This window comes from Streptomyces sp. NBC_00442 (genome assembly GCF_036014195.1).
GTDB lineage: Bacteria > Actinomycetota > Actinomycetes > Streptomycetales > Streptomycetaceae > Streptomyces.
In genome coordinates this window covers 3,273,460-3,292,376 of sequence record NZ_CP107918.1, presented here as the reverse complement: position 1 = coordinate 3,292,376, position 18,917 = coordinate 3,273,460, and the positions used below count along the sequence as shown (strand labels likewise).

15 protein-coding genes and 1 riboswitch are annotated in these 18,917 nt (G+C 69.5%); of the genes, 11 read left to right on the top strand and 4 right to left on the bottom strand.

All coding sequences use genetic code 11. The annotated features are described in order from the left end of the window. Positions 1 to 19 precede the first annotated feature (19 nt). Together nagA and OG432_RS14820 are read right to left on the bottom strand one after the other, a co-directional pair. The gene (gene nagA / locus OG432_RS14825) at positions 20 to 1,183 is read right to left on the bottom strand and encodes an N-acetylglucosamine-6-phosphate deacetylase (RefSeq protein ID WP_328311410.1); all 1,164 of its coding nucleotides are present in this window, start codon (positions 1,181 to 1,183) and stop codon (positions 20 to 22) included. Further along, positions 1,183 to 2,238, bottom strand: coding sequence for an ROK family protein (locus tag OG432_RS14820; RefSeq protein ID WP_328311409.1), 1,056 nt, complete (start codon positions 2,236 to 2,238; stop codon positions 1,183 to 1,185). The genes nagA and OG432_RS14820 overlap by 1 nt, the downstream gene beginning before the upstream one ends. 281 nt (positions 2,239 to 2,519) lie before the next feature. Between OG432_RS14820 and OG432_RS14815 the strand changes: the two genes are divergently transcribed. From OG432_RS14815 to otsB, 3 genes are all read left to right on the top strand, one after another. Continuing rightward, positions 2,520 to 3,737: an extracellular solute-binding protein gene (locus OG432_RS14815; RefSeq protein WP_328311408.1), complete on the top strand. Its 1,218-nt coding sequence runs from the start codon at positions 2,520 to 2,522 to the stop codon at positions 3,735 to 3,737. 726 nt (positions 3,738 to 4,463) lie between these two features. Further along, positions 4,464 to 4,682 (top strand): DUF3263 domain-containing protein, encoded by a 219-nt coding sequence (locus OG432_RS14810; protein WP_328315111.1) that lies wholly within the window; start codon positions 4,464 to 4,466, stop codon positions 4,680 to 4,682. 119 nt (positions 4,683 to 4,801) lie between these two features. After that, positions 4,802 to 5,641, top strand: coding sequence for a trehalose-phosphatase (gene otsB, locus OG432_RS14805; RefSeq protein WP_328311407.1), 840 nt, complete (start codon positions 4,802 to 4,804; stop codon positions 5,639 to 5,641). 82 nt (positions 5,642 to 5,723) lie between these two features. Here the strand turns inward: otsB and OG432_RS14800 are convergent, their stop codons facing one another. Together OG432_RS14800 and OG432_RS14795 are read right to left on the bottom strand one after the other, a co-directional pair. After that, positions 5,724 to 7,187 carry an alpha,alpha-trehalose-phosphate synthase (UDP-forming) gene (locus OG432_RS14800; RefSeq protein WP_328311406.1) on the bottom strand — a complete coding sequence of 488 codons (1,464 nt, stop codon included), beginning with the start codon at positions 7,185 to 7,187 and terminating at the stop codon, positions 5,724 to 5,726. A 164-nt stretch (positions 7,188 to 7,351) separates the two neighbouring features. Beyond that, positions 7,352 to 8,299: a glucosyl-3-phosphoglycerate synthase gene (locus OG432_RS14795; protein WP_328311405.1), complete on the bottom strand. Its 948-nt coding sequence runs from the start codon at positions 8,297 to 8,299 to the stop codon at positions 7,352 to 7,354. A gap of 133 nt (positions 8,300 to 8,432) precedes the next feature. After that, positions 8,433 to 8,595, top strand: a riboswitch (SAM riboswitch). 17 nt (positions 8,596 to 8,612) lie between these two features. On the opposite strand from OG432_RS14795, the gene thrC reads away from it, so the two are divergent. From thrC to mycP (OG432_RS14755), 8 genes are all read left to right on the top strand, one after another. Then, positions 8,613 to 9,923 carry a threonine synthase gene (gene thrC, locus OG432_RS14790; RefSeq protein ID WP_328311404.1) on the top strand — a complete coding sequence of 437 codons (1,311 nt, stop codon included), beginning with the start codon at positions 8,613 to 8,615 and terminating at the stop codon, positions 9,921 to 9,923. A 58-nt stretch (positions 9,924 to 9,981) separates the two neighbouring features. Next, on the top strand, positions 9,982 to 10,257 hold the full coding sequence (locus OG432_RS14785) for a ubiquitin-like small modifier protein 1 (RefSeq protein ID WP_328311403.1): 276 nt from the start codon (positions 9,982 to 9,984) through the stop codon (positions 10,255 to 10,257). A gap of 400 nt (positions 10,258 to 10,657) precedes the next feature. Then, a complete protein-coding gene (locus OG432_RS14780; protein ID WP_005315736.1) occupies positions 10,658 to 10,861 on the top strand; it encodes a cold-shock protein in 204 nt (67 codons plus the stop codon). A gap of 476 nt (positions 10,862 to 11,337) precedes the next feature. Further along, positions 11,338 to 12,963: a chaperonin GroEL gene (gene groL / locus OG432_RS14775; protein ID WP_267058587.1), complete on the top strand. Its 1,626-nt coding sequence runs from the start codon at positions 11,338 to 11,340 to the stop codon at positions 12,961 to 12,963. 250 nt (positions 12,964 to 13,213) lie between these two features. Then, the gene (locus OG432_RS14770; protein ID WP_328311402.1) at positions 13,214 to 13,966 is read left to right on the top strand and encodes a DUF4097 family beta strand repeat-containing protein; all 753 of its coding nucleotides are present in this window, start codon (positions 13,214 to 13,216) and stop codon (positions 13,964 to 13,966) included. Positions 13,967 to 14,183: 217 nt separating this feature from the next. Next, complete coding sequence (locus tag OG432_RS14765; protein ID WP_328311401.1) at positions 14,184 to 14,627, top strand: hypothetical protein; 444 nt, start codon at positions 14,184 to 14,186, stop codon at positions 14,625 to 14,627. 1,579 nt (positions 14,628 to 16,206) lie between these two features. Next, the gene (gene mycP, locus OG432_RS14760) at positions 16,207 to 17,451 is read left to right on the top strand and encodes a type VII secretion-associated serine protease mycosin (RefSeq protein WP_328311400.1); all 1,245 of its coding nucleotides are present in this window, start codon (positions 16,207 to 16,209) and stop codon (positions 17,449 to 17,451) included. A 112-nt stretch (positions 17,452 to 17,563) separates the two neighbouring features. Further along, positions 17,564 to 18,916 (top strand): type VII secretion-associated serine protease mycosin, encoded by a 1,353-nt coding sequence (mycP, locus tag OG432_RS14755; RefSeq protein ID WP_328311399.1) that lies wholly within the window; start codon positions 17,564 to 17,566, stop codon positions 18,914 to 18,916. Position 18,917: the final 1 nt, after the last annotated feature.

The following is an 18,917-nucleotide window of genomic DNA, read 5'->3' as shown; positions in this document are numbered from 1 at the left end:
CGGGCCCGCCGCCGCGCGCCTACCGCTGGGGGAGGGCTCGGTCGAGGCCGGGCTCCACGACCCAACTTCCCTTGCGCAGAACGCCCTTGACGGCGAAGGACGCGTCCAGGACCACCAGGTCGGCGTCCTTGCCGGGCTCCAGCGAGCCGACCTTGTCGTCGATGCCGAGCAGCCGCGCCGGATTGGCGGAGATCGCCCGCACGGTGTCCTCGACACCGAGCCCGTCGACGGTCACCGAACGCTGGAAGGCGCGGTCCAGGGTGAGCGTGGAGCCGGCGATCGAGCCGCCCTCCACGAGCCGCGCCACGCCCTGCTTGACCTCGACCTCCAGCGGGCCCAGGTGGTAGAGCCCGTCACCGAAACCGGCCGCGTCCATGGCGTCCGTGATGAAGGCGACCCGGTCGGCGCCCTTGTGGTGGAAGGCGAGTTCGAGGGCGGCGGGGTGCAGATGCGTGCCGTCGTTGATCAGCTCGACGGTGACCCGGTCGTCCTCCAGGAGGGCCGCGATCGGACCCGGCTCGCGGTGCCCGAGCGGGGGCATCGCGTTGAAGAGGTGGGTGGCGACGGTGGCGCCCGCCTCGATCGCCTCGACGGTCTGCTCGTACGAGGCGTCGGTGTGACCGATCGCCGCGATCACGCCGTGCTCGGCGAGCAGCCGTACGGAGTCGAGGCCGCCGGGCAGCTCGGTGGCGAGCGTGACCATCTTCGCGGTGCCGCGTGCCGCGTCCAGCAGCTTGCGGACCTCGGCCGGGTCCGGGTGGCGCAGTAGGCCCTCGCTGTGTGCGCCCTTGCGGCAGGGCGAGATGAACGGTCCCTCGAAGTGGATGCCGGCCAGGTCGCCCTGCTCGACCAGCTCGGACAGCAGCCCGGCGCGCTGGGCGAGCACGTCCATCTCGCCCGTCACCGTGGAGGCGACCACCGTGGTGGTGCCGTGCAGCCGGTGGGTGTGCACGCCGGTGAGCACGTCCTCGACGGTGCCGTTGCTGAACGACGCACCGCCGCCGCCGTGGTTGTGCATGTCGACGAAGCCGGGCACGACCCAGTGGCCCGCCAGGTCGAGGGAGAGCGCGTCCGCGGGGGCGGCCCCGGAGATCGTGGTGCCGTCGACGATCACGCGTCCGTTCTCGACGACCCCGGTCGGGAGGACGACACGGGCGCCGGAGAGAACAAGCGATGCGGCCATCAGGCGGTTACCTCACTGGAGTCGGAGTCGGAGTCGGGGTCGATGTCGGTGTCGGGGCCGGCGGCCGGGGAGCGGGGGGTGGCGGGCTCGGGGGTCTTGGTGGTCTCGGCCACGAGGTCCCAGGCGAGCAGCCCCGCGCCCAGGCATCCCGCGGTGTCTCCGAGGGCGGCCGGGACGATCTCGGGCAGCTTCTGGAACGTCACCCGCTCCTCGACGGCGGCCCGGAGCGGTACGAACAAGGTTTCCCCGGCTTCGGCGAGTCCGCCACCGATGATCAGCACCCGGGGGTCGAGCAGGGTGAGCGCGGTGACCAGTCCGTCGGCGAGCGCGTCGATCGCGTTGCGCCACACGGCGAGCGCCCGGCCGTCGCCGGACTCGACGGCCTTGGCGCAGTCGGCCGCGTCCGCGTCCGGATCGCCGCTCGCCTCGGCCCACGCGAGCGACACGGCGGAGGCGGAGGCGAGCCGCTCCAGGCAGCCCCGCTGGCCACAGGGGCAGGCGACGCCGCCGGGGCGTACGACGATGTGGCCGATCTCCCCGGCGAAGCCGTGCGCACCCGGCTCGACCCGGCCGTCGATGCCGATGGCGCCCGCGATCCCGGTGCCGAGCGGCACGAACAGGAAGCGGTCGGTGCCGTTGCCCGCGCCGACGCGGCCCTCGGCGAGCCCACCGGTGCGCACGTCGTGGCCGAGCGCCACCGGTACGCCCCGCAGCCGCTCGCTGAGCAGACGGCGCATGGGCACGTCGCGCCAGCCGAGGTTGGCCGAGTACGTGGCGATGCCGTTCTCGGCGTCGACGATGCCGGGCACGGCGACGCCGGCCGCGACGGCGCTCTCGCCGAAGTGCTCCTCGCCGTACGCCCGCAGATCCGCGGCGAAGTCGAGGATCGACTCGACCACGGCGTCGGGGCCGCGCTCCCTGCCGGTGGGCCGGCGCGCCTCGTGGAGCAGGGCGGGGGGCCCGGGGGAAGGCCCGTCGGGCATCGCGCTTCCCGCCCCGACCAGGGCGGCTTTCATCCCGGTGCCGCCCACATCCAGGGCGATGACGTGTCTCACGGGGACAGTCTCGCGCCAACACCCACTAAAGGTCTAGTCCACTCGCCGGATGAGGGGGAAAGCGCTTTCCGCGCCGAAAGTTTCCCAATGTACCCTTGCACCGGGCGTTGCGGAAGCGATATGCGACTGGTGTAGACCTCAAACCCCCGAATGAGGGAACATCGCAGCTCAATACAGGACGTCACGGGGGACCGACTGGATCCGCGAGGATCACAACGAGGGTGGGATAGCGCGTGCGCAGGCGCTTCTTGGGCTTGACCGCGGCGGTTGCCGCATTCGGTATGACGGCAGTGCTCTCCGGATGCGGCGGCGAGAGCGGGTCAGGGGACGCCACCCTCAAACTGGTGGCCGCCGACTACGACATAGCCGGCGGCAGCACCACGAAGACGTACTGGCACAACGTCGTCGAGGAGTTCGAGAAGAAGAACCCGGGCATCAAGGTCGACGTCCAGATCTTCTCCTGGGACGTCGTCGACGCCAAGGTCGCCGAGATGGTCAAGGCGGGCCACGCCCCCGACATCGCGCAGATCGGCGCGTACTCCGACTACGCGGCGACCGGCAAGCTCTACAGCGCCGACCAGCTGCTCTCCATCCCCGTCGAGGCCAACTTCCTCGCGCCGCTCGCCGACGCGGGCAACGTCAAGCGCGTCCAGTACGGCATGCCGTTCGTGGCCTCCACGCGTCTGCTCTTCTACAACCAGACGCTCTTCGACGAGGCCCACATCAAGCCGCCCACCACGTGGGCCGAGCTCGCGAGCGACGCCAAGGCGCTCAAGGCCAAGGGGGTGAAGACCCCCTTCGCGCTGCCGCTCGGCAGCGAGGAGGCGCAGGCCGAGACCATGATGTGGATGCTCAGCGGCAACGGCGGCTACACCAACACCGTCGACGGTTACGACATCGACTCGCCCGAGAACATCCAGACCTTCGAGTGGCTCAAGAGCAACCTCGTCGAGCCCGAACTGACCGGCCCGGTCGCGCCCGGCAAGCTCAACCGCCAGGCCGCGTTCGACGCGTTCGCGAAGGGCGACGTCGGCATGCTCAACGGGCATCCCTCCTTGATGGAGGCGGCCAAGAAGAAGGGCATCAAGGTAGGGAAGATCGCGCTGCCCGGCCAGAACGGCCCCGCCAAGGCGACGATGGGTGTCGCCGACTGGATCATGGGCTTCAAGCAGGGCGGGCACCGGGCGCAGATCGGGAAGTTCCTGGACTTCACGTTCTCCGACCAGAACGTGCTGCAGTTCGCGGACCAGTACGACCTGCTGCCGTCCACGGTGTCGGCGTCCTCGGAGATGGCTGCCGACCCCAAGCACGCGGAGCTGAAGCCGTTCCTGACCGCGCTCCCGACGTCCGAGCTGCCACCGGTGGGCAAGACGTCGTGGCCGAAGGTGAGCGAGACGGTGAAGAAGAAGATCGGCTCGGCGGTGGCGCCCGGGGGGTCCCCGAAGTCGGTCCTCCAGGACATCGCGAAGGTGGCTACGGACGCGGACAACGCGCAGTAGTGGGGCGGGGTTTCCCCACCCACCCGGCCGCCCGTGCGCCAACTCTGAAGGGTGCGGCTCCCTGGGGCTGCGCCCCGGACCCCGTAGCGCGCCTTGAGGGCGCTAGTCCTCAATCCCCCCCAAGGCCTCAAGGGCCCGGGGGGGACCCCATGACGGGCTGAGGGTGTCCATGCGGGCAGGCACCGAGTAGCTAGGGGCGCGGGGAACTGCGCGAGAAGCGGGCACGGTCCGCAGCCGAACCGGGGTTTTTGGGGGCGCGGGGAACTGCGCGACCAGCCGTCCACGGCCCGAGGACGAAAGCGGGGTCAGGGGCGCGGGGAACTGCGCGAGCAACCATCCCCCCACCCGCACCCGAAGAGACCACCCCCGGAGGGTCTCGGGAAGGGGCGGGGTGGGGAAGCTACCGTGGGCCCCATGACCGACGAGGACCTGGAAGACGGCCACCCCAGCAAGGGCCCGGGAAGCACCGACGCCCCGGCCCCCGACCTCGGCGGCACCCAGGCCCGCGACCTCGGCCGCACCCAGGCCCGTGACCTCGACGCCGCTCAGGCCCGTGACCTCGACGCCGCCCAGGTCCCCGACCTCGACGCCGCCCAGGCCCGCGACCTCGACGCCGCCCCGGCCCCCGACCTCGGCGGCACCCAGGCCCGCGACCTCGACGACGCCCAGGCCCGTGACCTCGACGCCGCTCAGGCCCGCGACCTCGACGCCGCTCAGAACAGCGACTTGGACGCCCGCGCCCGCGCAGTGCTCCGTATGGAACGCCACCCCTGGCCCACCCCCGGTGCCAAGGAACGAGCCATCCGCGAGGAACTCGCGATGTCCCCCACGCGCTACTACCAGTTGCTCAACACCCTCCTCGACGACACCCGCGCCCTCGCCCACGACCCCGTCACGGTCAACCGCCTGCGCCGCCTCCGCGAGGAACAGCGCGACCGCCGCTGACCCGCGCGCCGCCCACCGGCCGCCGGCCCGACGCGCAGCGGATCGCCCACAGACCCGCGCCCCCTTGCGCCACACGTGCGACCCACCCCACCCCGCACCACCCCGATAGGGTCAACCGCATGGGACGTGACCAGCAACCTCTGCCGACCCCCGCCACCCAGGCCGGCCGCGACGGGCTCGCCGCGGTCCTCGCGCGGCCCGAGCGGGTCGTCGTCGCGCTCGATTTCGACGGTACGCTCGCCCCGATCGTGGCCGACCCCGAGCAGGCCAGGGCCCACCCCGACGCCGTACCCGCCCTCGCGGCGCTCGCCCCGCACGTGGCGTCCGTCGCCGTGGTCACCGGGCGCCCGGCCGGCGTCGCGGTCCGCTACGGCGGCTTCGCGGGCGTGCCCGGCCTCGAACACCTCGTGGTCCTCGGCCACTACGGTGCCGAACGCTGGGACGCGGTCACCGGCACCGTCCGAACCCCCGCGCCCCACCCCGGCGTCGCCGCCGCCCGCGCGGAACTCCCCGGAGTTCTCGACACGCACGGCGCCTGGCGCGGCACCTGGATCGAGGAGAAGGGGCAGGCCGTCGCGGTCCACACCCGCCGGGCCAGCGATCCCCAAGCCGCCTTCGATGCCCTGCGCGAACCCCTCGCCGACCTCGCGACCCAGCACGGCCTGGTCCTCGAACCCGGCCGCATGGTCCTGGAGTTGAGGCCGCCGGGCATGGACAAGGGCGTGGCGCTCGCGGCGTACGTGCGCGAGGTCGGAGCCGAGGCCATCGTGTACGCGGGCGACGATCTGGGCGACCTGCCCGCGTTCGCCGCCGTCGAAAAGCTCCGCTCGGACGGCATGCCCGGCCTGCTGATCGCGGCGGACACGGTCATCGACGAACTGGCCGAACGAGCCGACCTCGCCCTGAACGGCCCCGCAGCGGTAACCGCCTTCCTGAAGGCACTGGCCACACACATGTAGCCCCAACATCCGACCAGCCCCCCCCCAGGGAGCCGAGGCCCTCAAGCAGCCGCACGGGTGGGAGGGTGGGAAAACCCGCCCCCTACTCCCCCAACCCCTCCAACTGCGCCAAGAACCACCGCCGAGGCACCAACGCCGTCCCCGCGACAGCCAGCCGCTTCGTCCGCTCGGCCCGCTCCTCGTCTCCCATGGTCAGCCCCGCGTGCAGCGCTTCCGCCGTGCCCGTCACGTCGTACGGGTTCACGACGAGCGCGTCGGCGCCGAGCTCCTCGTACGCCCCCGCCTCGCGCGAGAGCACCAGCACGCACCCCGCGTCCGAGACCACCGGTACCTCCTTGGCGACGAGGTTCATGCCGTCGCGTACGGGGTTGACCAGGGCCACGTCCGCGATCCGGTACGCCGCGAGCGAGCGGGCGAAGTCGTCCTGGACGTGCAGCACGACCGGGGTCCAACTGGCCGTGCCGAACGTCGAGTTGATTTCCTCGGCCACCCGGGCGACCTCGGCCGTGTACTCCCGGTACACCGTGAGGTCCTGCCGCGAGGGGTAGGCGAAGGCCACGTGCACGACCCGCTCGCGCCACTCGGGGCGGGTCTCCAGGAGATGCCGGTACGCGTGCAGGCCGCGCACGATGTTCTTGGACAGCTCGGTGCGGTCGACCCGCACGATCGTCTTGCGGCCGGCCCCGATCTGCTCGCGCAGCGCGACGATCCGCTCCTCGACGTCGGTCTCGTGCGCGCGCCGGCGCAGGAAGTCGCCGTCCGCGCCCAGCGAGTACACCGCGATGTCCGTCTCGCGTGCCGGCTGCCCCGGCCCGCCGTGCCGGAACCGGCGCCGCCCGTCGCCGGCCGGACTGACGAGGTCGGCCTCGCCCTCCAGCGTGATCACGACGGCGTCCGTGAACGCCGACGCCCACCGCCAGGTGAGGAACCCGAGCCGGTCCGCCCCGAGCATCCCGCGCAGCAGCTGGCGCGCGATGTCGTCCGGGAGCATCCGGAAGTAGTCCACCGGCGCCCACGGTGTGTGCGAGAAGTGGCCGATGCGCAGGTCGGGGCGGAGCTCGCGGAGCATGCCCGGCACCAGCGCCAGGTGGTAGTCCTGCACCAGGACGCGCGCCCCGTCCGCCGCCTCCGCCGCCAGCGCCTCGGCGAAGGCCCGGTTGTACGTCTCGTACGAGGCCCACTGCCGCCGGAACTCGGCGTCGAAGACCGGTTCGAGGGGAGTCTGGTACAGCATGTGCTGGACGAACCACAGCACCGAGTTGGCGATGCCGTTGTACGCGTCGGCGAAGACGTCCGCGTCGATGTCCAGCATCCGGACGCCCTGCTCGCCCATGCCCCGCCGCACCGCCTCGCGGTCGCCGTCGCCGAGGGCCGCGCACACCCACACCGACTCCACGTCGGAACCGATCGCGCTGAGCCCGGAGACGAGGCCGCCGCCGCCCCGCCGTGGCTCCAGCGAGCCGTCCTCCTGGAAGACGTACGAGACGGGGCCGCGGTTGGACGCGACGAGGACCTGAGCCCGGGGGGATGTGTGCGCGGTGACCATGTTGCGGAACCTAGCCCGCCCCGCAATGCCTCAAACACGCGTACGCCCGCCCCACCGACCGGATCCGGCCGCCGACGCCGCGCTCCACCCACGGGATCCGGCCGCCGGCGCCGCGTCCCCCCGGAGAAGGTCCGGCTGCCGCCGCGCGCCACCGGGACGGTTCGCTACGCCGCCCGGTGCACCTGGTACTCCTCGATCTCCCGCATCGGCGGCCGCTCCTCGGTGTCCACCGGGTACGTACGCGGTACGAAGCCGTGCTCGCCGCGCTCGAACTGGGTCAGCTCGGGGCGTACGAGATGGCCGCGGGACAGGCGCAGCTGGGCGGTGCGGTAGATCGCGGCGGCCATCCGGCCGAGCGCCTGGCCGTCCTGGTGGCGGTGCTTGCGCACGCCCACGTCGACCTGGGCCAGTGCGTCGAGCCCCACCGTGTGCAGCGCGTCGACGAGGAGGGCGAGCTCGACCCCGTACCCGACCGGGAACGGGAGCCGTTCGAGGAGTGAACGCCTGGCCGCGTACTCGCCGCCCAACGGCTGGACCATTCCGGCCAGTTGGGGCCAGTGGAGATTGAGCAGCGGGCGCGCCACCAGCTCGGTGACCCGCCCGCCCTGGCCCGCCGCCCCGCCGAGCGGCCGGTCGTACATGGCCTTGACGAAGTCCACGTCCGGTTCGGTCAGGAGCGGTCCGACGATCCCGGAGACGAACCGGGCGTCGAAGTCCTTCAGGTCGGCGTCGACGAAGCAGACCACGTCGCCGCTTGTCACGAGGAGTGAGCGCCACAGCACCTCGCCCTTGCCGGGCAGCGCGGACAGCCGCGGCAGGATCGTGTCGCGGTGGACGACCCGGGCGCCGGCGGCGGCCGCGACCTCGGCGGTACGGTCGCGGGAGCCGGAGTCGATCACCACGAGCTCGTCGACGAGCGGCGCGGAAGCGGTCATCAGCTCACGCCGGATCGTGGTCACGATCTCGCCGACCGTGGCCTCCTCGTCCAGCGCCGGCAACACCACGCTGACGGTCGTTCCCGTACGGTGTTTCGCGGCCAGCATCCGCTCCAGCGGCCGCTCGGCCGCCGACCAGGAACGCCTGCTCAGCCAGCGTTCCACCTCTTCCAGCACGGTCGTCGGCCTCCTTGTGTGATCCATCTCGCGGTTCGGACGACTATCTCAACCGTCCGGGGCTTCGGTTACAGTCTTGAACAACGCACGGGACCGCCGCATGCCGGGGGTCCTCCTGCCGACAATCGAATACCGCTCATCCAGAGGGGCAGAGGGAAACGGCCCGTTGAAGCCCCGGCAACCCTCCAGTCGGTTCTCGTCGATCGCGTACACACGTCGGTCAAGACACGGGGCCACCGGCTAGGGAAGGTGCCAAATCCGTCTCATGGCGAAGTTCGCCCTGAGGAAGATGAGGAGAAAGGGCCTCCCCTCCATGTCTGCACAGACTGCTGAAAGCCGCACCGCCGCCGAGACCGCTTCCGGCGCTCCTGTTGATCTCGGTCCGGCGTCCGGGCTCTCCTGCCGCGAATGCGGCCAGCGTTTCGAACTTGGCCCGATCTTCGCCTGTGAACTGTGTTTCGGACCGCTCGAAGTGGCTTATGACCTGCCGCTCGGCGACCCCGAGGCGCTGCGCAAGCAGATCGAGGCGGGTCCCGAGAACATCTGGCGTTACGCCCCGCTGCTGCCCGTCCCGGCCGACGTCGCCGACAAGCCGAACCTGAACCCCGGCTTCACCAAGCTCGTCAAGGCCGAGAACCTGGCGCGCGAGCTGGGTGTCGAGCCCGGCAAGCTGTTCGTCAAGGACGACTCGGGCAACCCGACGCACTCCTTCAAGGACCGCGTCGTCGCGCAGGCCCTGGAGGCCGCCCGCGCCTTCGGCTTCACCACGCTCTCCTGCTCCTCCACCGGAAACCTCGCGGGCGCGGTCGGCGCCGCCGCCGCACGGGCCGGCTTCCGCTCCTGCGTGTTCATCCCGCACGACCTGGAGCAGGGCAAGGTCGTCATGGCCGCGGTGTACGGCGGCGAGCTCGTCGGCATCGAGGGCAACTACGACGACGTGAACCGCTTCTGCTCCGAGCTGATCGGTGACCCGCTGGGCGAGGGCTGGGGCTTCGTCAACGTCAACCTGCGTCCGTACTACGGCGAGGGTTCCAAGACGCTGGCGTACGAGATCTGCGAGCAGCTCGGCTGGCAGCTGCCCGACCAGCTGGTCATCCCGATCGCCTCGGGCTCCCAGCTCACCAAGATCGACAAGGGCCTCCAGGAGCTGATCAAGCTCGGGCTCGTCGAGGACAAGCCGTACAAGATCTTCGGTGCCCAGGCCGAGGGCTGCTCCCCGGTGTCGACCGCCTTCAAGGCCGGGCACGACGTCGTACGCCCGCAGAAGCCCGACACCATCGCCAAGTCGCTCGCCATCGGCAACCCGGCGGACGGCCCGTACGTCCTGGACATCGCGCGCCGTACCGGCGGTGCGGTGGAGGACGTCAACGACGAGCAGATCGTCGACGCCATCAAGCTGCTGGCCCGCACCGAGGGCATCTTCGCGGAGACCGCGGGCGGCGTGACGGTCGGTGTCACGAAGAAGCTCATCGAGGCCGGGCTCCTCGACCCGTCGCTCACCACGGTCGTGCTCAACACCGGTGACGGGCTCAAGACCCTGGACGCGGTGGCCGCCACGTCCCAGGCGACCGCGACCATCCGCCCGAGCCTGGACGCCTTCCGCGACGCGGGCCTGGCCCACTGAGCCACCGGCCTGGCCCACTGAGCCACCGCTGATCCTGAACGACGAGGAGCACCGAACCATGAGCGTGAACGTCCGCATCCCCACCATCCTGCGCACCTACACCGGTGGCAAGGCCGAGGTCACGGCCGAGGGTTCGACCCTGGCCGACGTGATCGCCGACCTGGAGAAGAACCACACGGGGATCGCCGCGCGCGTCCTGGACGACCAGGGCAAGCTGCGCCGTTTCGTCAACGTCTACGTCAACGACGACGACGTCCGCTTCGAGCAGGGCCTGGAGACGGCGACGCCCGACGGCGCCGGCGTCTCGATCATTCCCGCGGTCGCGGGCGGCTGAGCGGACCCGTATTCGTTTCGGAATTGCCCCCTCCACTTAAGAAGCGGAGGGGGCAATTCAACATGGTTGAGCGGGGTACAGTTGGGGAAGCCCCTTCGCTTCCGGCGCCGAGCGCATATGAGAACGCGACAACATGGGGTCAAAGTGTGGGAGCCCTTTGCGCCTTAAGTGCGCTTTGCCCGGCCCGACTTGCCCCGGAATGTTGAATTGATGGCATTCCGCTCCCCGAGTGCGCCCGGAATTCTCGTCCGATTGACCTGTTGCAGAGGGCAGTTGGGCAGATACATTCAGCCGCGGTCGACGCGTTCCGGCGCACACCCTCTCCTGTCGGAGGGTGCAGGTCTGACCCGGTTCCGCGAAGTGCGGTTCCGTGCAAGGGCCAGTAATAGGGGAGTTAGGCATGGCTCAGGGCACCGTCAAGTGGTTCAACGCGGAGAAGGGGTACGGCTTCATCGCGGTCGACGGTGGTGCGGATGTTTTCGTCCACTACAGTGCGATCCAGATGGACGGTTACCGCACCCTTGAAGAAGGTCAGCGAGTCGAGTTCGAGATCTCGCAGGGCCAGAAGGGTCCACAGGCGGACATGGTCAAGCTCGCCGTCTGATCTCGGCGCGATCGGCCACCGACGCACTCACGCATGAAGGGGACCACCCAAAAGGGTGGCCCCCTTCACGCGTCCCCACCCCTTGCGGCTCCGCCCCGGCCCCCGTTCTCCACCGACCCCGTCAGGGGCGCGGGGGCCTGCGCGAACAGCCACGCACGGCCCGCGGGGACGAGTGAGCCGCCGCGGCAGGGGCGAGGGAACCGGGGGCATGGGGGCGGAGCCCCCGCCGGTACCGGGGAACCGGACAACACCGGTCGGTAGAGGGTCCCGGTTCAAGAGACTCGCTTGCACTCGCAGGGGCCGAGTGCTAATCATTGGGCTTAGCACTCTCCCAGTGAGAGTGACAGAACTTGGATCGCGTCAGTGAGGTCCGCAGACCGGGTGGGGCAAGGAACCACAAGGCCTGCAGGCCGTCCGTCGCGGGCACCGGCACGGTCCACGAAGAACGCCACCCCTGTCCGGGAGGACCACTTCACATGGCCAAGATCATCGCGTTCGACGAGGAGGCACGGCGCGGTCTCGAGCGCGGGATGAACCAGCTCGCCGACGCCGTCAAGGTCACCCTCGGCCCCAAGGGCCGCAACGTCGTCCTCGAGAAGAAGTGGGGCGCCCCCACGATCACCAACGATGGTGTTTCCATCGCCAAGGAGATCGAGCTCGAGGACCCGTACGAGAAGATCGGCGCCGAGCTGGTCAAGGAAGTCGCCAAGAAGACGGACGACGTCGCCGGTGACGGAACGACCACCGCGACCGTCCTCGCCCAGGCCCTGGTGCGCGAGGGTCTGCGCAACGTCGCCGCCGGCGCCAACCCGATGGCCCTGAAGCGTGGCATCGAGAAGGCCGTCGAGGCCGTCTCCGCCGCCCTCCTGGAGCAGGCCAAGGACGTGGAGACCAAGGAGCAGATCGCTTCGACGGCCTCCATCTCCGCCGCCGACACCCAGATCGGCGAGCTCATCGCCGAGGCGATGGACAAGGTCGGCAAGGAAGGCGTCATCACCGTCGAGGAGTCGCAGACCTTCGGGCTCGAGCTTGAGCTCACCGAGGGCATGCGCTTCGACAAGGGCTACATCTCGGCGTACTTCGCCACCGACATGGAGCGTATGGAGGCGTCGCTCGACGACCCGTACATCCTGATCGTCAACTCGAAGATCAGCTCCGTGAAGGACCTGCTCCCGCTCCTCGAGAAGGTCATGCAGTCGGGCAAGCCCCTGCTGATCATCGCCGAGGACGTCGAGGGCGAGGCCCTGTCGACCCTGGTCGTCAACAAGATCCGCGGCACCTTCAAGTCCGTCGCCGTCAAGGCCCCGGGCTTCGGCGACCGCCGCAAGGCCATGCTCGGCGACATCGCCATCCTCACGGGCGGCACCGTCGTCTCCGAGGAGGTCGGCCTCAAGCTGGAGAACGCGGGTCTCGACCTGCTCGGCCGCGCCCGCAAGGTCGTCATCACCAAGGACGAGACCACGATCGTCGACGGTTCGGGCGACAGCGACCAGGTCCAGGGTCGCGTCAACCAGATCCGTGCCGAGATCGAGAACAGCGACTCGGACTACGACCGCGAGAAGCTGCAGGAGCGCCTGGCGAAGCTCGCCGGCGGTGTTGCGGTCATCAAGGCCGGTGCCGCGACCGAGGTCGAGCTCAAGGAGCGCAAGCACCGCATCGAGGACGCCGTTCGCAACGCGAAGGCGGCCGTCGAGGAGGGCATCGTCGCCGGTGGTGGCGTGGCCCTGCTCCAGGCCTCCGCGGTGTTCGAGAAGCTTGAGCTCGAGGGCGACGAGGCGACCGGCGCCAAGGCCGTGAAGCTGGCCCTGGAGGCCCCGCTCAAGCAGATCGCCGTCAACGGTGGTCTCGAGGGTGGCGTCATCGTCGAGAAGGTGCGCAACCTGCCCGTCGGCCACGGCCTGAACGCCGCGACCGGTGAGTACGTCGACATGATCGCCGAGGGCATCATCGACCCGGCGAAGGTCACGCGCTCCGCGCTGCAGAACGCCGCCTCCATCGCGGCGCTCTTCCTCACCACCGAGGCCGTCATCGCCGACAAGCCGGAGAAGGCCGCCGCGGGCGGCGCTCCGGGCGGCATGCCGGGCGGTGACATGGACTTCTGATCCTCACGGATCGGTAGCTCTGGCTGAACGCCGAGGGCGGCACTCCCACCAGGGGGTGCCGCCCTCGGCCGTTTCCGTTCCCGCATATCTGAGGCCCTGTGGCCCCTGGGGGTACGGAAACCCGAACCCGGAGGGTGGTGCTGGCTCCATGGTGCGGTCCCCTCACCCCGGGTTACGTTGGTGATCAGAGGGGGCGGACACGGGGGCCGCCCCACCTGACGTACAACTGACGTACACGCGGGGGAACTTCATGACCAGCACCATCCACCGACGCATCCGCACCGGCGCGGCCGCCGCCGCCCTGGCCGTGCTCACGGTGACGACGCTCAGCGCCTGCGGCCCGCTGGACGACAGCACGTTCAAGGACGACGCCACCGTCAAGGACACGATCACCGCGGTCCGCATCGATGGAAAGTCGGACGGCTTCCGGGTCCGCGGCAAACAGAACCTGACCAGGACAACGGTCCACCGCGAGGTCACCTACCGGGGCAAGGCGAAGCCGGACGGCCCGACGTACCGCGTGGAGAACGGCGTGCTGATCCTCGGCGGCTGTCCGGGCCACTGCTCCGTCGATTACACGGTCGACGTCCCCGCCGGCCTCCCGGTGACCGGCTCCACCGCGGCGGGCAGCATGAACCTGTCCACGGTGGGCTCGGTGAAGGTATCGGCCGACGACGGCCGCATCGTGGTGAACGGCGCGACGGGCCCGGTCGACGTCCGCACCACCAACGGCTCGATCGAGGCGAAGGCCCTGCACGGCACCGGCGTCACGGCACGAGCCTCCAACGGCTCGGTCTCCCTGACCCCTGCCACCGCCCAGGACATCACGGCCCAGACCTCCAACGGCAGCATCACCGTGACCGCGCCGCCCGCCAAGTACCGCGTATCGGCCCAGACCCAGAACGGCAGCAGGAAACTCGGCATACCCGACGACCCGTCCGCCCCGCACCGCGTGAACCTGACGACGGACAACGGCGGCATCACCCTGAAGTCCGCGAGCTGAGAACCAGGCGTTGCGGAGGGCAAGCCACCGCATGCCTGTGACCCACGTTGGCCTGTTTCAGCCGTTCTTTGCGAGGGGACGACTGTGAACTGCAACTACGGATAGTTAGAGTTGCGGTTGAGATCAGGGCTGTACGGGGGAGGGTGTTTTGATACCGAGCGAGAGCGGAGCGGGATCGCAGCCACAGGCGCTGCCTTGGCCGTTCAACGTCGTGGAGGTGGCGGAGAAGGCCGCGACCGACGTGGTCACGGAACTGTCGTCGTTCACGAGCTTCCAGAAGCGAGTGGACGAGTTGATCCGCAACCTCAAGGGCTCCCCGGCCGCCCCGGGCGAACTGGGCCAGGAACGCCTGGCACGCGACCAGTTCGGCGGTGGGGCCGGCGCGTTCACCGAGGCGTCGGGTCTGTTCACCTCGTACGAGACGGTGATCACCGAACTGGAAAACCTGTCCCGGCTGCTGTCGGACTCGATCGAGGGCATGGGGATCGCGGTGCTGGCCTCGCACAAGGGCTACCAGAACATCGACGCGGACCTCCGCCAGCGGATGGCGGCGATCAGCGTGGAGACGACGAAGCACTACGGGGGCGCCTACGAACCCGGGCAGACGCACTCGAAGAGCGACCCGAAGCCGACGAGCGGCAGCACCGGAGGAACGGCCTGATGGGCGGCAGCACACCCTTCGAGGGCATGAGCCACGAAGCCATGCTGGCCTGGCTCGACCAGGCGAACAGCGGCACGGTGCAGGGGGCAGCCGACCGGCTCGCGGCCGCGGCCAAGGAGATCCGAAAGATCGCGGAAGACCTGAAGGTCCGCCCCCAGTGGGTGGAGTGGAAGGGCACGGGCGCGGACGCGTTCCGCACGTGGAGCGCGGACCTGGCCAACGAGACCCTGAGGCTGGGCGACTTCAGCGAGGGCTCCTCCACCTGGCTGGGCCACGCCAGCGACGCCATCGCCTCGGCCCAGGCCGCCATCCCCCGCGACAAGCCCGGCGCCCAGGCCAACCTGGACGCGGCACGGTCAGCCCACAACGACCCGGACGCGGCAGCGATCAGCAGAAAGTCCGCGGGCGAACTGGCGGCCCTGGAGGCCGACAAGGAGAAGGTGCGGCAGGAGGCCGTGGCGCAGATGCGCAAGCTGGGTCAGGCGTACCAGCAGTCTGCGACGCAGATGAACGGGCTGCAGCGGCCGAAGTTTCCTCCGCCGCCGCAGTCGATCGCGCCGAGAACAGACGAGTCGTTGCACAGCGGCTTCTATAACCCAAGTTCCGGCGGTACGGCAGAACGCGCCTCCTCGTCCCACCGCGCCAATCCCGGAAGCCAGGGACATACCTTCGCTTCCGCTCATAGCGGCGTGGACCCCTCGCCGCACTCGAACTCCACCTCGTCTGTGAGCCCGACGCTAGGGGACGCACACCAACCCGCGCGGCTAGACACCGACTCGGTGGCCACGCTGCCGCAGACAGCGCCGCCACCGAGCCCCGCGGGAAGCGGGCAGGGCGGGGGTCCGGGGCATGGTGGTGAGACGTCGGCAGTGCGAGTCCCACCGCCCCTCTTCGGCGGAGGGCGGAGTGTTCCTCCGGGCCCTTCCGGCACAGGGAGGGCTGCCGCCGGAGAGGGCCCCCTGGCGCGGAATGGGCAAACCGCATCCGGACGCAGCACCGTGCGCATGCCGGATGGCGGCCCCGGGATCGTGGGCGGTCGGCCCGTTCCCGCAGGGCCGGACCGGCCAAATGGCAGTGTTCCCAAGGGAACCGTCGTCGGGGCGGAGGAATCGGGCGGTCGCGGTGCAGCGCGGCCTGTCACGGGAACTGGTCCAATGGGCCACGCAGCGGGTCGGTCGGGAGCGATGCCTGGCCGAGGCTCGATGGCTCCCCGCAGCGGGGTAAGCGGCGGAAGTGCACAGCAGTCTGGACGAGCTGCCGGCTCACGTTCTGTATCGACTGGTGCAGCCCCGGAGCGAGGGGGTGTCTCTGGCGGGAGGCCCATTGCCGGGAACGCGGGCGGCGGAGCCCATGGTGGGCGTACACCTAGCGGCTCCCAAAAGGGGCGTTCGCGACGTGAGGCGGGCGGCGGAGGCCCCAGCTATCTCGTCGAAGACGATGAGACGTGGCTGCGGGACGATCCTCGCGTTGTGCCGCCGGTCATCGACTGATGCGTTTGAGAAAGGCGCGAGGGAAGCTCATGCCAAGGTGCAGTGTTCGGCGAGGGCGCGGGTCTGTTGCGGTAGCGATGTTGTGCGGTGTGCTGATTGTGAGTGCCGGGGGTACACCGGCTTGGGCGGATTCGACGCGCGAGAAGCAGTGGTTTCTCGACGTCATGAAGGCCGACACGATGTGGCAGACCAGCACGGGGAAGGGCGTCACTGTCGCGGTGATCGACAGCGGCGTCGACCCGAAAAACCCCGATCTACTCGGGCAAGTACTGCCAGGCAGAGACTTTGCACAGGACCAGCCCGGAGACGAACACGACGACTACAAGGGCCACGGCACCGGCATGGCCGGGTTGATTGCTGGGACAGGGGCACGCGGCGGTGGCAATGGAGCCTTCGGCCTTGCCCCAGGTGCGAAGATCCTGCCAATCCGCATGCCGAAGGCAACTGACACCGTCACCCAGGCCGAGGGCGACAAGGAGTTCAACGCGATTGCCCCTCAGGCAATCCGTTACGCAGCCGATCAGAACGCGAAAGTCATCAATATCTCTCTGGGGGTACCCGAGGGTTCACCACAGCTGACGGCTGCGGTTAAATACGCTCTGGGAAAGGGCTCGTTGGTCTTCGCGGCCGTGGGGAACAGCGGCAACATCGGCAACGAGGTGGAGTACCCGGCCGCCACGCCCGGTGTCGTTGGCGTTGCGGCCGTAGGCAAGAACCTGCACAAAACCGCCGAGTCTCAATACGGGCCCCAAGTGGACATGGCCGCGCCAGGCGACGAGATGGTGGCCGCCTGTGGGGGCGGGACAGGGCTGTGCACAACACACGGCACCAGCGACGCCACCGCCCTAGCGTCCGCGTCCGCCGCCCTGATTTGGTCCAAGCACCCCACCTGGACGAACAACCAGGTGCTGCGGGTCATGCTGAACACGATCGGTGGGCCGACCGACGGGGCCAAGCGCAACGACGACATCGGCTTCGGGATCGTCCGTCCCCGGATCGCTTTGGTGAACCCCGGGGATCCCGGCCCGGCGGACGTGTACCCGCTGCCGGACCCTCCGACGTCAGGGGCATCGGCCGCGCCCGCGACACCGAGCCCGGCCGCGACCCCGGCCAAGGCCGAGGCGCCCAAGGCCGGCAAGGACAGCAGCTCCGACACAACTCTCCTCATCTTCCTGGGCATTGGGGCGGGGGGACTTGTGGGCGTGCTCCTTGGCCTCTGGGTCTGGCGCAAGCGTCGCCGGCACGCGGCAGCTGAGCGCGCCCAGCAGCCGAGTTGGGGCCCGGGTACGGGATGGCCGGAGCATCAGAACCGGGATCACACGGGAAGCTACTGATGGAGACGGGCTGGGGGCAGTGAGCACGTAGGCGCTGCCTCAGGTGCGCCACAGGTGGGATGCCGGTGATCCAAGCGGCGGAGCCGGACTCAGCTAGCCGGGTCATCGACTGATGAGTTCGAGGAAGGCGCAAAAGAAGCTCATGCCATCGAGCCGTTTTCGACGTCCGAGCGGGGCTGCCGCGGCGCTGGTGCTGTGCAGCGTGCTGCTGCTGAGCGTCCCAGCCGAACCAGCTTGGGCGGATACGCCCCGAGAGCAGCAGTGGTTCCTCGATGCCATGAAGGCCGATGAGATGTGGAGAACCAGCACAGGCGCGGGCATGACGGTCGCTGTCATCGACACTGGCGTTAACCCGAAGAATCCGAATCTCGCCGGGCAGGTTCTGGCCGGCAAGGATTTTGCTCTGGGTGAGCCGGGAGACGCATACGTCGACTACGAGGGCCATGGAACGAGCATGGCAACCCTGATCGCCGGCAAAGGAGGTGCGGATGACGGGAAGGCGCCCTCCGGTCTTGCTCCAGGCGCCAAGATTCTTCCTATCCGCATGCCGAAGGCAGAATCAGCGAACAATCAAGCTGACGCAAGTGAAAAATTCAATAGGGCTGCTCATCAGGCGATCCGCTACGCAGCCGACCAGAACGCGAAGATCATCAACATCTCGATGGGAACAAATGCGGGCTCACCCGAGCTGACCGCAGCGGTGAAGTACGCCCTAGACAAGGGCTCGTTGGTGTTTGCTGCAGTAGGCAACAGTGGCAATGTGACCAATGAAGTCGAGTATCCAGGAGCCACGCCAGGGGTGGTGGGTGTCTCGGCGGTGGGGAGGAATCTTCATGGGACCCCTGAATCCGAATTCGGTCCCCAGGTGGACATGTCCGCGCCCGGCGATGAAATCGTGCACGCCTGCGACGGCGGGACTGGCCTGTGCGAATCACACGGCACCAGCGACGCCACCGCCCTGGCCTCCGCGTCCGCCGCCCTGATTTGGTCCAAGCACCCCACCTGGACGAACAATCAGGTGCTGCGGGTCATGCTGAACACGATCGGTGGGCCGACCGACGGGGCCAAGCGCAATGACTCCATCGGCTTCGGGATCGTGCGTCCCCGGATCGCTTTGGTGAACCCCGGGGATCCCGGCCCGGCTGATGTGTACCCGCTGCCGGACCCCCCGACGTCAGGGGCATCGGCCGCGCCCGCGACACCGAGCCCGGCCGGCACACCGAGCCCGGCCGCCACCCCGGGCAAGGCCGGCGCGCCTCAGGCGGAGAAGCTGGCCGACTCCAGGGCAACGGCCTTGCTCCCAATGGGCTTTGGCGCCCTGGGGGTCATCGTCGTGCTCCTGGGTCTCTGGCTCTTGCGCAAGCATCGCCTGCAAGAGGCCGCGGCCCAGGCGCAGCAGCCGAGTTGGGGCCATGGGGCGGGATGGCCGGAGAACCAGAGCCGCGATCACAGGAGGAGTTACTGAC